Source organism: Ruegeria sp. C6 (assembly GCF_056537625.1).
In genome coordinates this window covers 1,338,618-1,352,562 of the sequence record NZ_JBQFRW010000001.1, presented here as the reverse complement: position 1 = coordinate 1,352,562, position 13,945 = coordinate 1,338,618, and the positions used below count along the sequence as shown (strand labels likewise).

The 13,945-nt window shown below is 58.7% G+C and carries 14 protein-coding genes; 4 read left to right on the top strand and 10 right to left on the bottom strand.

All coding sequences use genetic code 11. From position 1 onward, the window contains the following. Positions 1 to 6 precede the first annotated feature (6 nt). The 8 genes from ACR0MJ_RS06685 to ACR0MJ_RS06650 all read right to left on the bottom strand — a co-directional run bounded on the left by ACR0MJ_RS06685 (position 7) and on the right by ACR0MJ_RS06650 (position 8,150). Entirely contained in the window at positions 7 to 1,269 is a 1,263-nt protein-coding gene (locus ACR0MJ_RS06685; RefSeq protein WP_480760040.1) for a c-type cytochrome, read from the bottom strand. Then, positions 1,270 to 2,478, bottom strand: a complete 1,209-nt coding sequence (locus ACR0MJ_RS06680; RefSeq protein WP_480760038.1) for a formate dehydrogenase subunit gamma — start codon at positions 2,476 to 2,478, stop codon at positions 1,270 to 1,272. A gap of 73 nt (positions 2,479 to 2,551) precedes the next feature. Continuing rightward, on the bottom strand, positions 2,552 to 3,145 hold the full coding sequence (gene fdh3B / locus ACR0MJ_RS06675) for a formate dehydrogenase FDH3 subunit beta (RefSeq protein WP_037307340.1): 594 nt from the start codon (positions 3,143 to 3,145) through the stop codon (positions 2,552 to 2,554). 11 nt (positions 3,146 to 3,156) lie between these two features. Continuing rightward, a complete protein-coding gene (locus tag ACR0MJ_RS06670; protein WP_170510865.1) occupies positions 3,157 to 6,051 on the bottom strand; it encodes a formate dehydrogenase subunit alpha in 2,895 nt (964 codons plus the stop codon). 105 nt (positions 6,052 to 6,156) lie between these two features. Continuing rightward, positions 6,157 to 6,345 carry a ubiquinol-cytochrome c reductase iron-sulfur subunit N-terminal domain-containing protein gene (locus tag ACR0MJ_RS06665; protein ID WP_170393361.1) on the bottom strand — a complete coding sequence of 63 codons (189 nt, stop codon included), beginning with the start codon at positions 6,343 to 6,345 and terminating at the stop codon, positions 6,157 to 6,159. 56 nt (positions 6,346 to 6,401) lie between these two features. After that, positions 6,402 to 7,013 (bottom strand): TorD/DmsD family molecular chaperone, encoded by a 612-nt coding sequence (locus tag ACR0MJ_RS06660; protein ID WP_480760035.1) that lies wholly within the window; start codon positions 7,011 to 7,013, stop codon positions 6,402 to 6,404. Positions 7,014 to 7,017: 4 nt separating this feature from the next. After that, positions 7,018 to 7,599: a DUF3306 domain-containing protein gene (locus ACR0MJ_RS06655; RefSeq protein ID WP_480760033.1), complete on the bottom strand. Its 582-nt coding sequence runs from the start codon at positions 7,597 to 7,599 to the stop codon at positions 7,018 to 7,020. Beyond that, on the bottom strand, positions 7,596 to 8,150 hold the full coding sequence (locus tag ACR0MJ_RS06650; RefSeq protein WP_480760030.1) for a DUF3305 domain-containing protein: 555 nt from the start codon (positions 8,148 to 8,150) through the stop codon (positions 7,596 to 7,598). Before ACR0MJ_RS06650 ends, ACR0MJ_RS06655 begins: the two co-directional genes overlap by 4 nt. Positions 8,151 to 8,400: 250 nt before the next feature. On the opposite strand from ACR0MJ_RS06650, the gene ACR0MJ_RS06645 reads away from it, so the two are divergent. After that, positions 8,401 to 10,356 carry a 4Fe-4S binding protein gene (locus ACR0MJ_RS06645; protein ID WP_480760310.1) on the top strand — a complete coding sequence of 652 codons (1,956 nt, stop codon included), beginning with the start codon at positions 8,401 to 8,403 and terminating at the stop codon, positions 10,354 to 10,356. Here the strand turns inward: ACR0MJ_RS06645 and ACR0MJ_RS06640 are convergent. Then, on the bottom strand, positions 10,350 to 11,078 hold the full coding sequence (locus tag ACR0MJ_RS06640; RefSeq protein WP_170405173.1) for a cytochrome c family protein: 729 nt from the start codon (positions 11,076 to 11,078) through the stop codon (positions 10,350 to 10,352). The two genes, ACR0MJ_RS06645 and ACR0MJ_RS06640, sit on opposite strands and share 7 nt — an antisense overlap. A gap of 132 nt (positions 11,079 to 11,210) precedes the next feature. Here ACR0MJ_RS06640 and ACR0MJ_RS06635 point away from each other — a divergent pair, with 132 nt between their 5' ends. Genes ACR0MJ_RS06635 through ACR0MJ_RS06625 form a run of 3 tightly spaced genes read left to right on the top strand, consistent with a single transcriptional unit; the run spans position 11,211 to position 13,443 of the window. Then, positions 11,211 to 12,272, top strand: a complete 1,062-nt coding sequence (locus ACR0MJ_RS06635) for an Mrp/NBP35 family ATP-binding protein (RefSeq protein ID WP_480760028.1) — start codon at positions 11,211 to 11,213, stop codon at positions 12,270 to 12,272. Beyond that, positions 12,269 to 12,967, top strand: coding sequence for a biotin/lipoate--protein ligase family protein (locus ACR0MJ_RS06630; RefSeq protein ID WP_480760026.1), 699 nt, complete (start codon positions 12,269 to 12,271; stop codon positions 12,965 to 12,967). The genes ACR0MJ_RS06635 and ACR0MJ_RS06630 overlap by 4 nt, the downstream gene beginning before the upstream one ends. Beyond that, complete coding sequence (locus tag ACR0MJ_RS06625) at positions 12,964 to 13,443, top strand: DUF6505 family protein (RefSeq protein ID WP_170405182.1); 480 nt, start codon at positions 12,964 to 12,966, stop codon at positions 13,441 to 13,443. Before ACR0MJ_RS06630 ends, ACR0MJ_RS06625 begins: the two co-directional genes overlap by 4 nt. On the opposite strand, the gene ACR0MJ_RS06620 is transcribed toward ACR0MJ_RS06625, so the two are convergent. After that, positions 13,440 to 13,940 carry a flavin reductase family protein gene (locus ACR0MJ_RS06620; protein ID WP_170405186.1) on the bottom strand — a complete coding sequence of 167 codons (501 nt, stop codon included), beginning with the start codon at positions 13,938 to 13,940 and terminating at the stop codon, positions 13,440 to 13,442. The genes ACR0MJ_RS06625 and ACR0MJ_RS06620 overlap by 4 nt on opposite strands. Between the last annotated feature and the right edge of the window lie 5 nt (positions 13,941 to 13,945).

Sequence of the window (13,945 nt, the reverse complement as noted above, 5' to 3'; positions counted from 1 at the left end):
TCCGGCTCAATCCTGCGGTGCGGTGGCGCTGCGCAGGAACGCGACCAGGTCTATCCGGTCCTGTGCTTGCGTGATCCGCTGCATCGGCATCTTTGACCCAGGAATGTAGTGGTCCGGGCCTTCGTCGAAAAGGGCATTTATGGTCTCTTCATTCCAAATGATATCAGAGTCTTGCAGCGTATCCGAGTACAAATAACCGGGCAATGTGCCCGCTTTCCGCCCGAAGATGTCGTGCAAGGTAGGACCCGCACGTCGACCCCCATCTGGCGTCAGGCTGTGACAGATCGAACATTTGCGCGCAAATTGCCGTTCTCCGTTGCCCATCTCGCTTGGGTCTTTCAGAAAGCTGGGTTCGGCAGCGGCCATCTGTTCGCGATCGCCCAATGCTGAAACGGGCCAGCTGTACATTGCCTCATCAATGCCGCCTGCGTGAAGGTTTTGACCATCGGCAGAAAAAGCGAGCGCCCAAACCGGACCGCGCAGGGTGGCGCGGAAATCTTGTGCAATGCGCCATTCAGCCGTGTCGATGACCATTATAAAGCCCTCACCATCACCGACAGCCAACAGCTTGCGATCGGGGCTCAATGCCATGGCGAGGATCGGGCGCCGATCCAACGTAAAGTCATGTTCTTCTTCGGTGGTGAGGCTCAGGATGCGTGTCACTCCATCGACGGTACCGTAGGCGATCCAGTTGTCTTGTGCGTTCAGGACCAATTCATTGATGCCAAAACCATGCTCGATCAGGCGATTTGTTTCCTGACCGCTGGCGACATCCCAGATACGCAACGCTCCGTCGACACCTGCCGAATAAAGCAGCTTTCCGTTCGGCGTAAAAGCAACTGCATTCACCCCGCTGCCGATTGGCCCAAGCAGGGTCGGCTCGGACCCGTCCACCGGCCACAGGCCGATGGTGCCATCCCAGCTGGCCGTCGCGATATGAGTTTTCGACGCTGCAATGCCGATAATCTTGCCTTTGTGCTGCCCGACAACATCCCCTCCAGGCCAGCGGCGGAGGGTAAAGTCATCCCCGGCAGAATAGATTGCAGTGCCATTGAAAACGACCGAGTTCACTGCCGCTTCGTGCCCCTCCAGCCATTCCGGTGTCTGTCCGGTCCAGAGACCGACCGAATTGTCGAAACTGGCCGTTGCGATGCGCCCATCCGGCGCCGAAGCGATCCCCATGATCGGCCCGCCATGGCCTTTGAGCGTGAAAAACTCGGACCAGGCGGGCAGGGGGGTCAAAACAAGCGCTAGAGCGAGCCAGCGCATCTATTCTGCAGGTGAGGCCGCTGCCTTGCCGGCCTCTTTTTCTTGCACCTCTTCCAGCCACAGCGAGTGGTGCTCGCGTGCCCATTGTTCTTCGACTTCACCGGTGCCCATGGCGTCAAACGCACCCTCCATGCCCACCGAGCCAAGGTAGATATGGGCGATGATGATGGCGATGAACACGTAGGCGACCATGACATGCCAAACTTGGGCATATTGCATCTCTTCCTGCGGTGACATCTGCACTGGCAGGTTCAGACCCAACGCCTGCGGAATACCTGTCGAATTGGCGATCGAGAAGGTTTTGGCGAACATCGGCAGCTCGAACGGGAATAGCAGCGACAGGCCTGACAGGCTGATAGAGACACCCAGTAGAATGCAAGCCCAGAAGATTATCTTTTGACCCGCATTGAATTTCTTGGCTGGTGGGTGGCTGTCTTTGGTGAACAAGCCCCCTCCGGCGGCCAACCATTTCAGGTCGGTCTTGTTGGGGATGTTATGGGCAATCCAATTTATGGTGATGATTATCAGTCCCAGCATGAAGGCCCATGCGAGGTTGTTGTGAAGCCACTTGCACCCTTGCGCGATAGTGGCGAACCCTTCTTTGCCAAAGACCGGGATCAAGAAATCGCGGCCATAAAGGGTCAGTAGGCCTGTGATGCCGAGCACAAGGAACGACCCGGCAAAGAGCCAGTGACCGAAACGTTCGAAACTATTGAAACGAAGGACCGTGCGGCCGGTTTTTTCTCCGTCGATGCGGATTTTTCCTCGGATCAGAAAGAAAAGCACAATGATCGCAAGCATTCCGCCCAGAATGTAGGTTCCATAATCACGCAACGGGCCAGTTCGGAAGTTCAACCACCACATGCCGCCGTCTTGAATCAGCACGCTGTCCGCAGGTCCCTGGGATGAAACGGTGACGTCCGCAGATCCGTAACGCAGCGCGCGGTAGACGTCACTGTCAGAGGCAACACCGCGGGTGCCGAACTGTCCCAGCAGGCCTTCAACATTGCCCTGACCGGTGTTTTCAGACCTGTAGCTGTTGTCGACCTTCTCGCCACGCTGGCGGGCCAGAATGTCCTCAAGCGTGGTCGCGCCGCCGGTTGTAGACCGGTCGGTCGAATCCGCAGGGGCGGCCCCCTCACTGGTTTGAGCGCCCGCAACTTGGGTCAGCGTTAGCGAAAGCAGCAAAGCGATGAATAAGCGCAACATCGGAACCTCAATAAAAATCCAATGCAGGATGACCCACATCTGCGGGTCATCCGTTTTGCTTTAGTAGACGGGGTCAGCCGTCTTTCTGATCGTAGGCCGTGCCCCAACCCCAAGCGCCCGAACCAAATCCGCGCGCGACGACACGCTCGCGGTAAATAGCCGAGACCACGTCGCCATCGCCGGCGAGCAGGGCCTTGGTAGAACACATCTCGGCGCAGATGGGCAATTTGCCCTCTGCGATCCGGTTGCGTCCGTATTTGGCGAACTCTGCGGTCGAGTGCGTTTCCTCGGGGCCGCCAGCACAGAAGGTACATTTGTCCATCTTGCCTCGCGATCCGAAGTTGCCCGCCTGCGGGTATTGCGGCGCGCCGAAGGGGCACGCATAGAAGCAATAGCCGCAGCCAATGCACAGGTCCTTGGAGTGCAGGACGACCCCTTCTTCGTTCTGATAGAAGCAGTCGACCGGGCACACCGCCATGCAGGGCGCATCCGAACAATGCATACAGGCCACCGAGATCGAGCGTTCACCCGGATTGCCGTCATTGATCGTCACCACCCTGCGGCGGTTGATGCCCCACGGCACCTCGTGCTCGTTCTTACACGCGGTTACGCAGGCATTACACTCGATGCAGCGTTCAGCGTCGCAGAGAAACTTTGCTCTAGCCATTATCGTCCTCCTTACGCTGACCAGATTTTGCAGAGAGTCGCTTTGGTCTCTTGCATCTGGGTCACTGAATCATAGCCATAGGTCTGGGCGGTGTTGGTACTTTCACCCAGCACATAGGGGTCTGCACCGGCAGGATACTTGTGCCGCTGGTCTTCGCCCTGGAAATGGCCGCCAAAGTGGAAGGGCATGAAGGCGACACCGGCGCCGACTCTGTTAGTCAGCATCGCCATCACCTTGACCTTGCCGCCCTCAGGACCTTCGACCCAGACCTGTGATCCGTCCCGAATACCAAGGTTGTTGGCATCGCGCGGATTGATCTCGACGAACATGTCCTGCTGGAGCTCGGCCAGCCACGGGTTCGACCGCGTCTCATCCCCGCCGCCTTCATACTCGACCAGACGACCTGACGTTAAGATTATCGGATAATCCTTTGAAAAGTCGTTCTTTTGAATCGAGGCATATAGCGTGGGCAGGCGATATGCATGCCGGTCCTCGTAGGTCGGATAGTCCGCCACCAGATCGCGACGCGGCGTGTAAAGCGGCTCGCGATGCAGTGGGATCGGATCCGGGAAGGTCCATACGACCGCGCGTGCCTTTGCGTTCCCGAAGGGCGCACAGCCATGGGCAATCGCGACCCGTTGGATACCGCCGCTAAGGTCGGTTTTCCAGTTGGTCTCTGGTCCCGCAACGGCGTCGATGGCCGCACGTTCCTCAGCCGTCAGGTCACCGTCCCAGCCAAGGTCCATCAGCATCTGCATCGTGAATTCCGGATAACCATCCTGGATTTCCGACCCAACGCTATAGACCCCTTCGGCCAGCAGGTTGTCACCATCCCGTTCCACGCCGAAACGGGCGCGGAAGGTCAGGCCACCTTCGGCCACCGGTTTGGACATATCATACAGGTTTGGTGTCCCCGTATGACCCATCTCAGCCGTTCCCCAGCAGGGCCAGGGCAGACCGTAATACTCGCCGTCGTTGGGGCCACCAATGGCTTGCAGCGTGGTTCTGTCGAACGTGTGCTGGTTGGCCATATGGCTTTTCAGACGTTCCGGCGACTGACCGGTATAGCCAATTGTCCAAAGGCCGCTGTTGAACTCACGCGTGATGCTTTCAACATTCGGGGTTTCGGGATCTTCCATCTCGATATTGCGGAAGAACCGATCCGCCCAGCCGAACTTGTTGGCGAACTTGGCCATGATGACCTCGTCCGGCAGGCTTTCGAACAGAGGTTCGACCACGCGGTCCCGCCACTGCAGCGATCGGTTCGAGGCCGTGACCGAGCCACGGGTTTCGAACTGCGTACAGGCGGGCAGCAGATAGACGCCATCGGTGCGGTCATGCAGCACGGCCGAGACGGTGGGATACGGGTCGATCACGACCAGCATGTCCAGCTTCTCCATCGCCGTCTTCATTTCCGTCATCCGGGTCTGCGAGTTGGGCGCGTGGCCCCACAGAACCATGGCGCGGACGTTGTTGTCCTGATCCATGTTAGCTGGGTCTTCGAGAACACCGTCGATCCAGCGGGAAACCGGGATGCCGCGCTCATTCTGCAGCGGTTTATCCTTGCCTTCCTTATCCTTGATCGTGGCGAACTGGCCTGCAAGCCACTCGGGCTCTTCACCCCAGACTCGTGCCCAGTGACCCCATGCGCCTTTGGATAAGCCATAGTAGCCGGGCAGGGTGTGGGACAGAACACCAAGGTCCGTCGCGCCTTGCACGTTGTCATGGCCGCGGAAGATGTTGGTGCCACCACCCGAGGTGCCCATGTTGCCAAGCGCAAGCTGAAGCACGCAGTAGGCGCGAGTGTTGTTGTTGCCGTTGGTGTGCTGCGTACCACCCATGCACCATACAACGGTACCGGGGCGGTTGTTCACCATGGTCCGTGCGACGCGGCGCAGCTGCGAGCCGGGCGTACCGGTGACGCGCTCAACCTCATCCGGGTTCCACTTGGCAACCTCTTCGCGGATCTGGTCCATGCCCCAGACACGGGTGCGGATGAACTCTTTGTCCTCCCAGCCGTTGTCGAAGATGTGCCACAGGATACCCCAGATCAGAGCGACGTCCGTACCGGGGCGGAAGCGGACATATTCATCCGCATGGGCCGCGGTGCGCGTAAAGCGCGGGTCGCAGACGATTAAAGGCGCATTGTTCTGCTCTTTCGCGCGCAGGATATGCAGCAGCGAGACGGGGTGCGCCTCGGCCGGGTTACCACCGATGATGAAGATGGCCCGGCTGTTGTGCATGTCGTTGTACGAATTGGTCATGGCGCCGTAGCCCCATGTATTCGCAACACCCGCAACAGTGGTCGAGTGGCAGATACGGGCCTGATGGTCCACGTTGTTCGTGCCCCAATAGGCGGCGAACTTGCGGAACAGATAGGCCTGTTCGTTATTGTGCTTCGCAGACCCCAGCCAGTACACGCTGTCCGGCCCGGATTCTTCGCGGATGCTCATCATGCCATCGCCGATCTCGTTGATCGCCTCTTCCCAGCTGATGCGCTTCCACTCACCGCCTTCCTTTTTCATCGGATATTTCAGGCGGCGCTCGCCATGGGCGTGCTCGCGGACCGAGGCCCCCTTGGCGCAGTGTGCACCCAGATTGAATGGGCTGTCCCAGCCGGGTTCTTGCCCGATCCAGACTCCGTTCTGTACCTCGGCAACGACCGTGCAGCCGACCGAGCAGTGAGTGCATACGGATTTGATATTCTCAACGGCGGTGTTTGCCGCTGTCTGGGCACTGGCGGGCGTCACGGTTCCACCCGTGGCGCTGATCGCGGCAAGGCCGCCGATCGTCAGGCCCGAGCCACGCAAGAATGCGCGGCGATCGACGGTTTTCTCGCCGACCTGGGACAGGATACTTGTCCGCTGGGGGCGTCTCGCAACCCCGTTGGTCTTTTTCCTAAGCATTTCTTTCCTCCCTTGCTGGCCATGTAACCCATGGCTGGCTTGGTACTTCGCGAAACCGACGTCAGGGCCAATCGCAACCGTCTGTCGGGTATGACTACGTCCGGGTCAGAACCGGGCGCTGTCGAGGTATGCGCGCGTATGCGCGGTGTCCTGCATCCGGGTTTCGTCCGTCGGCAGTTCGGCTGCTTCGGCTTTCCCAGACAGGCTGGCGGCGGCTACAGCAGCGGGCGCTGCGGTTCCGGCCAGTTTCAGGAAGTCGCGGCGGGTTGCGCCTTCTTCCTTGGTCTTGCTCATGGGCTCCTCCTGTCCCAATTGCGGTTTGGTGCCTAAAGGCACCGGCGAGTGGCGGGCTAGGCCGCCGTCATTCGAAAGGCTTCACGTTCGATCTCCATGAACACCCGACCAGCCGTGCCGACCGAGGCGTAGAGAACCGAGTTCTCGGCACCTTCCAAATCCGAATAGAAATGCGCGGCCCAGGGCCCAATATGTTTGCTCCAGAACGCCTTTTGATCTTCCAGCGTGGCGGGCGCGCCGAACCGACCGACGATCATGCCCGCCATCATTTCCATTAGCGAGGCGATGTTGTCTTCGGGTTCATAAACATTCTGCGCCCGGGTGATGCCTCGCACGGCCATGTCATTGCGCAGCTGCGCCAGGGGTTTTTCGTTCAGAAAGCCCGTCAGGTAGAAAGAGGCATAAGGCAGCAGTTCGCCTCGGCCCAATCCGATGAAAAGTGCGTTGAATTCGCGCTCTGCGGCGGCAGGCTTGGTCACCTTGGCCACCCGTGCCATTGCCCGAATGGCCTGACCTAGATCCGAGTCATCACCGCTTAGCCCGGCCATCTGATCCAAAAGCAACTGATCGGGTGGACCGGCCAATAGCAGGCCAAGAAAATTATAGAAATCCGCACGCAGACGATCCTCAGTCGAGATATCCAATGTTTGCGCGTTGTCTGCGGTCATAGAGTTATCCTTCGAATTCGAATTTCATACGGCGTGGAGCAGGGGGGAGTTCGATCTCCTCTGGCTCTTCCATTTCAGCCATCTGTGGGGCTTCCGGTTCAGGTTCGACGGCGTTGATCGGTTCTGCATCTGACTCGATCGCCTCGGGCATGTCAGCTTCCGTTTCTGCTTCGGACACTTCTGCCTCGGCAGCGAGCGCTTCGACATGCGCCAACATACCTTTGCCAACCTGATACGCGGTCTGGATGTTCTCAATCACGCAAGCCGCATCGGTATAATCCTCGCCGTAATCGACCAGCCCGTCGACATTGGCCAGAACAGGATTCAACCGCCATAGGCGCCGCAAGGCGCGGCGGCGCAGACGGTCAGGTACAGCTTTGGCCATGAAGCCCGAGACATCATCGCCGGCTTCCAGTGTATCGGGATCGGGCAGATCAAACTCGGCCAGAATTTCAGCGTCGCTTTTTTCCTCCAGCTCAGCTTGCCGCGTTGTGATGATCTGTTCCTCTGCGGCCAGAGCTTCTGCTTCAGTCTCGGCCTGAACGGCGGCCTTGCGGCGGGACCAGAAATCGCGGGTCTGGGTCATTGCAGCACCCGACGCGGAGCCCGGTAGACATCTGAATCCTGCCGGATTCGTGCATCGCCCTTGCCGTCTTCCACCAGATCGGTGCGTTTCTTATCCCGTTTACGTTTTATGAACACCTCGTCCTGATGATGCTGCAAGGTGAAATCGCGGAGCCATGCAATCAACCCTTCGGTCATCGGAATCTTCTCAACGATCTCTTCGCCGGTATCCGCATAATCCTGCCCCTCGAACGGTGAGGCGGTGATCAATACGGCATTCAGGGGTGTTTTGCCTTTCAGCTCATCCCGCAAAACCAGGTACAGCGAAGGTTGACCGTCCGACAGGTTGACCATGTAGGCTTCGGTTTCATCGGCCCAGAGGGTGAGGGGCAGGGTGGCTGCATGGTATTCGATGGCCTCACCTTCACGTCGCAACTCTTGCCAGTCGGCAGGCCCTGCACCTGGCAAAACAGCGACCGCGCGCCAGTTCCAACGCGCCCAGCGTGTCACCCCGGGTGTTCTGCGCACGACGACGCCAATTGTCATTTCAGTCCGGCTTGCGGCCTTGGCCACTGGCTCCTCCCCGGAAGGCTCTCCCCTGCCTTCCATTGATGTACTATGTTACATAAATTGGCGACCTGCCAAGTCTAGTTTCGCCTAATATGAGACATTCAGTTAGAGTTTATTTCCAACTTCAGGTTTTGATGGCGATTTGTGATGAAAAATAATGCACATATCGGGATTTTCTCTGATGCTTCGCATTGCCTCGGCGCGGATTGGGTCTAAGCTGCTGATGGGGCAAAACGCAGCGTCGGGAGGGGAAATGGCCAGCAAGCTCATATTGTGTGATTGCGAGGGGACGCAGTCCCTGAACGCAGATGGTATTTCTGCAGCCTGCGATACGGAGTGCTCGAAGGTGCATACCGCCCTTTGTACGCGCCAGATTCAAACTGCCGCCGAGTTGATGACGGGCGATGAGCAGGTGGTGTTTGCCTGCGCTCAGGAAAGTGCAGTTTTTAGCGAGCTTGCCGAGGAACTGGGTGTTGAAGCGCCCGGATTTGTCGATCTGCGCGACCGAGCTGGCTGGTCCGAACAGGGGACCAATGCAACCCCCAAAATGGCTGCGCTCGCGGCTGAGGCATTACTGCCGCAGCCAGTGACCCCAAGTTTCGATGTCATCAGTGAAGGTACCTGCTGTATTGTGGGGCCCGGAGAGGTTGTCTTTCCGTTGGCCGAACAGCTGTCCGCTGTGTTGGCCGTGACTGTGCTTTTGGTTGACGATGCAGAACCGCTAAGCCGCAACTATGACGTTGCGCGCGCACGAATACGCAGACTGACCGGCGCGCTGGGTGGATTTGTTTGGCATCTGGATGAAGTGCAGCAACTGGATCCCGGCGGACGCGGAGAATTTGGTTGGAGCGCACCCCGTGACGGTGCAACGTCGCGTTGCGACATTGTTGTTGATCTGACCGGAGCAACACCTTTGGTTAATGCCCCCGAAAAGCGCGAGGGGTACTTGCGCGCTGATCCCCGAGATGCGGTGGCCGTCGCGCGTCTTGCTTTTGAAGCGGTGCAACTGGTCGGGACCTTTGAAAAACCGCTCTATGTCCGATTGGATGAGACGCTTTGCGCCCATTCGCGAGCGGAACAAACGGGGTGTTCAAACTGTCTGGACGTCTGCCCGACCGGTGCGATCACACCGGCTGGCGATCATGTAGCCATTGATCCGATGATTTGCGCCGGGTGCGGTGAGTGTTCGGCGTTGTGCCCGTCGACTGCCATCACATATGAAGATCCTCCGGTCTCGGCGGTATTGTCGCGGATGCACATACTGGCCCGGACCTTCCGGCGCGCGGGCGGCGTTGCACCGCGACTGCTGGTGCACGACGCCCATGGGGCGCAGATGATCCGGATGGCGGCCCGGTTTGGACGAGGACTGCCAGCGGATGTCATTCCGCTGGAGCTGAACGTGGTTTCGGGCTTTGGACATGCCGAGATGCTCGCAGCGCTGGCGCATGGCTTTGCGCGCGCCGATATCCTGATTAGCCCTAAGACCGAACGGGACGCGCTTGATCGTGAATTAGAGCTGGCTCGGGCTATCGCAGTGCAAGACGCACTGAGTCTGATCGATGAAACCGACCCGGATGCGCTGGCAGATCTGCTTTATGCGCAAGATGTTCCGCAGCCATTGATTGATCCGGTGCTTCCACTGGGTAATCGTCGTCAAATAGCGCGTCTGGCGGGGCAAGCTTTGAACCCGGAGGTCGAGGTGCCGCTGGCCTTGCCCGAGGGCGCGCCTTATGGCGCGATTGCAGTGAATACCGACACCTGTACATTGTGCCTGAGTTGCGTGTCCCTTTGCCCATCGGGGGCGCTGATCGATAACCCGGACAAGCCGCAGTTGAATTTCCAGCAGGACGCCTGCCTGCAATGCGGGATTTGCCGAACGATCTGCCCAGAACAGGCGATCACACTAGTGCCCCAGCTTGATCTGAGTGACCAAGCGCTGTCACAACAGGTGCTGAATGAAGAGGAACCCTTTGAATGCGTCGAATGCGGCGCAGCGTTTGGCGTTAAATCAACGGTTGAGCGGATCATGGAAAAGTTGTCGGGCACACATCCGATGTTCGCGACCTCGGATCAGGCGCGGATGATCCAGATGTGCGACAATTGCCGGGTGAACGCCCAGTTCCATAGCGCTGACAATCCATTTCAATCCGCCCCCAGACCACGGGTTGTCACAACGGATGATTACCTTTCAAAGCGCAAGGATCACTGAAGTTGCAGTGGCGCGCCCAGATCGGCGGCGCGCATGGCGGTCACGAAAGCCAGAATTGCTTCGAGGTCATCCAGGCTCATCTCGACCGGATGGATCGGCGAGGGGCGCTCGGGCGGGAAAGGTTCGGTGACGCCCTCGATCTGCGTGAAAGCTGGGTGTGGGTTCAGGGCAAAGAACGCCTGAAACCGTTCCGACCAGTCGGGCATTGCGCGCAGCACTGCGAAAGACGGGGTCGAACCCAGCCCGTTCATCCGATTCTTTGGGCCGATTACGTGGCACCGGCCACAATGGGTCATCGACAGATCTTCGCCAAGCAGCGCGTTTCCGTCGACCACGACCTCTTTGGTAACAGTGGCAGTTTCGAAACTTGCGCTAAAGGGCGTGCCCTCGTCGGGGATGAAGTTTTCAACCGTCCGTCTGCCAATGTCGGAAAGTAGCCATTCACGAAACCTTACCTGCTTGGCGCTGTCGTCGATTCTTAGATGATAGACCACCCCGTCACGGGCAAAGACCGGATCGCCGGGCGAACTTGGGGCCAGTGACATGACGCCGCTTTCATCCGCAACAACACGTATTCCGGTCTTGAGAGAAAAGCGCGGAAGAATATGTTGCAAAAGACCTGAGTTTGTCACCTCATCCGGGGCGGCAAGGCCCAATGCCTCTTGCGACCAAGAGGGGGTGGCGGTGAGCGTCAGGCTCAGGCACAACAGGACAAAGCGCATGGTTAAGCCTAACGGTGGCTGACCCGATGCGTCAAATGTACAAAATGAGACGGAGACACATGCAATGAGCGGCGACTATATTCTGTCGATACGCAAGGCGCCCAGCGCGGGGCGGATCAAGGGGAAGACGGCATGAGCATCCGTGATGCAGTTCTAGCAAACTTGAAGAAGATTACCGATCCGGTTTCTGGTCAGGATATTGTGAGCGCGGGTATCGTGCGTGCATTGAATGTTGAAGGCGATACCGTTCGGTTTGTGCTGGAGATCGATCCCAAACAGGCCGAGAAGATGGAGCCCGTACGAGCCACAGCCGAACAGGCGGCGCAGATGGTTGATGGTGTTTCCAAGGTCTCGGCAATGTTGACCGCGCATTCGGACAAGGCGCCGCCTGATTTGAAGCCCAAGCCCAAGCCCTCACAAACCGGACCGCAGGCCGTTCCCGGTGTGGACCGGATCATCGCGGTTGCGTCGGGCAAGGGTGGCGTGGGCAAGTCCACCGTGTCGGCCAACCTTGCCTGCGCGCTGGCAGCTGAAGGCCGTCGCGTAGGCCTGTTGGACGCAGACGTATATGGCCCTTCACAACCCCGGATGCTGGGCGTGTCGGGGCGACCGGCCAGCCCAGATGGCAAGATGATCCTACCGCTGCGCAATCACGGTGTCACCATGATGTCGATGGGGTTAATGACCAACGAAGGGCAGGCGGTTGTCTGGCGTGGCCCCATGCTGATGGGCGCCTTGCAGCAGATGATGAGTCAGGTGCAATGGGGCGCATTGGATGTGTTGATCGTTGATCTGCCCCCCGGAACCGGCGATGTGCAACTGACGCTGAGCCAAAAGTTTCAGGTGGATGGAGCCATTGTCGTCTCAACCCCACAGGATGTTGCTTTGATCGACGCCCGCAAGGGGATCGATATGTTCAACCAGCTCAAGACGCCCATTGTTGGGATGATCGAAAATATGTCGACGCATATTTGCTCGAATTGCGGACACGAAGAACATGTCTTTGGCCATGGCGGTGTTGCCTCAGAAGCCGAGGCGCTGGGCGTGCCATTGCTAGGGGAAATTCCGCTGCATCTGGATATCCGAGTTGCCGCCGACGGGGGTGCCCCCATCGTTGTCAGCAAACCTGACAGCCCGCAAGCCGAAGCCTTCCGCAAGATCGCCCGCGACATGATTGCCAAGGGCAACGCGTGACCCAGCCGGTCTTTCCCCCATTGCTCAAAGGGCAACCTGCCAAGGCTGGCGAAGACCCGTTCGAGCGTGCCCAGGCGATGGCAGCGCTGGGCTGTGACGCGGGAACTGTGGTCCACAATATTCAGGCGGATCGTCTGCGCGTTGCGATTGTATTCGCGCCCGAGGTTCCGTTGCAGGATGCTATGGCGATGCTGCCGCTTTGTGCTGTCGGGTTCCAGAATGCGCTGGGCGCGCTGGCCCCGCCCGAGGTCGCGGTGCACTTGGGTTGGGATGGGCTGATCTGTGTAAACGGTGCAAAATGTGGGACAATAAAAGTCTCAGCCTCGTCTGCCGAGGTGGATGAGGTTCCCGATTGGCTGATCGTTGGTTGGGAACTGGCCTTGCTTCAAACCAGCGATGCACCGGGGGAAACACCGGATGTTACCTCGCTCTATGATGAAGGATGCGCCGAGGTTTCTGCGACGCAGTTGGTCGAGAGCTGGTCGCGTCACATGTTGACCTGGTTGAACCGCTGGAACGAGGACGGTAACGCGCCGCTTCACGCAGAGTGGATGGGGCTGCTGCGCGGTGTCGGAGAACCTATTGCAGAAGGGGGTGTCTTTCTGGGCACCGATGAGCGCTTCGGTATGCTGATCCGCGACGGCGCGGACACACATATACGCCCCCTGACAGAATTATTGGAGACCGCCAGATGAAACTCGCCCGTGCTATCCATTTTGATGAAAGCGATATGAACGTGTTTCATTCACCCGCAAGAACCGGTGAATGGTGCATCTCGGGCGGATTCGAGTTTTCGAACTGGAGTGAGGCTGATCTGGAAGGTAAGGCGCGTCAGGCCTTTGCCAATGGATGGCTGGGGCTTGAAACCTTCGGGCGCGTTACATTTGTTGCCGTTACGCGGGTCGAGCAGGCCGAGATTAACCAGATCACGCAATATCTGGCCGAGCATTTCGTGCAATTCTACGGCGCGCCTTCGGTTGAAGCCGCGTTAGAAGTGGCGCAGGCCGAAATCTCGCATATGTCCGAGCTGTGCGAAGATCATGCCCCGAACACATTGCTGACCGTCGCCCGAGAGCTGACGGGTGCAGGCGTGCACGAGGCATTCCGCGTGATCGCCCCGCAAGAGGCGCAACTTGAAGCGTTGGCCGTCCACGGCTCGCTGGACGATTAGATCAGATCGGCGAAGCCGCCGAATTGTCCGCGCTTGAAGATCAGCCCCTGACCTGGGCGATGCATGACCTGTTCAACATGACCAACAAGGATCAGGTGGTCACCTGCCTCATGCCGGGCCGAAAGACGGCAATCGAAGCGGGCGAGGCATTCCGCAAGTCGGGGACGCCCGGCGTCATCCTCCTGCCAATCCGCATGGGAAAAATCGAACCCGTTTCGCGCGAATTGCAATGCTTGGTCGTGCTGGTCCTGCGCCATTACGTGGATCGCGTAATATTCGCAGTTGTGGAACGCGTCGTACCGGTTCGAATCCCGATCAAGACACCACAGGACCAGCGGCGGGTCCAGCGATACAGACGCAAATGAGTTCACCGTGATTGCTGCAGGGCCCTCGGAGGTATTTGTGGTCACAACGGTGACGCCGGTGCCGAAACAGCTCAGGGCCTCGCGAAAGGCAAGGCTTTGCTCGGGGCTGGGAATGAAGGTCTTTTCAGTCATCGCGC

What these genes read in the sequence shown, in the direction of transcription:
- ACR0MJ_RS06655 (WP_480760033.1), bottom strand. Translation starts at nt 7,599, where the DNA reads ATGACCCAGACCCGCGATTTCTGGTCCCGCCGCAAGGCCGCCGTTCAG.
- ACR0MJ_RS06685 (WP_480760040.1), bottom strand. Translation starts at nt 1,269, where the DNA reads ATGCGCTGGCTCGCTCTAGCGCTTGTTTTGACCCCCCTGCCCGCCTGG.
- fdh3B (WP_037307340.1), bottom strand. Translation starts at nt 3,145, where the DNA reads ATGGCTAGAGCAAAGTTTCTCTGCGACGCTGAACGCTGCATCGAGTGT.
- ACR0MJ_RS06645 (WP_480760310.1), top strand. Translation starts at nt 8,401, where the DNA reads ATGGCCAGCAAGCTCATATTGTGTGATTGCGAGGGGACGCAGTCCCTG.
- ACR0MJ_RS06680 (WP_480760038.1), bottom strand. Translation starts at nt 2,478, where the DNA reads ATGTTGCGCTTATTCATCGCTTTGCTGCTTTCGCTAACGCTGACCCAA.
- ACR0MJ_RS06635 (WP_480760028.1), top strand. Translation starts at nt 11,211, where the DNA reads ATGAGCATCCGTGATGCAGTTCTAGCAAACTTGAAGAAGATTACCGAT.
- ACR0MJ_RS06665 (WP_170393361.1), bottom strand. Translation starts at nt 6,345, where the DNA reads ATGAGCAAGACCAAGGAAGAAGGCGCAACCCGCCGCGACTTCCTGAAA.
- ACR0MJ_RS06660 (WP_480760035.1), bottom strand. Translation starts at nt 7,013, where the DNA reads ATGACCGCAGACAACGCGCAAACATTGGATATCTCGACTGAGGATCGT.
- ACR0MJ_RS06670 (WP_170510865.1), bottom strand. Translation starts at nt 6,051, where the DNA reads ATGCTTAGGAAAAAGACCAACGGGGTTGCGAGACGCCCCCAGCGGACA.
- ACR0MJ_RS06625 (WP_170405182.1), top strand. Translation starts at nt 12,964, where the DNA reads ATGAAACTCGCCCGTGCTATCCATTTTGATGAAAGCGATATGAACGTG.
- ACR0MJ_RS06620 (WP_170405186.1), bottom strand. Translation starts at nt 13,940, where the DNA reads ATGACTGAAAAGACCTTCATTCCCAGCCCCGAGCAAAGCCTTGCCTTT.
- ACR0MJ_RS06640 (WP_170405173.1), bottom strand. Translation starts at nt 11,078, where the DNA reads ATGCGCTTTGTCCTGTTGTGCCTGAGCCTGACGCTCACCGCCACCCCC.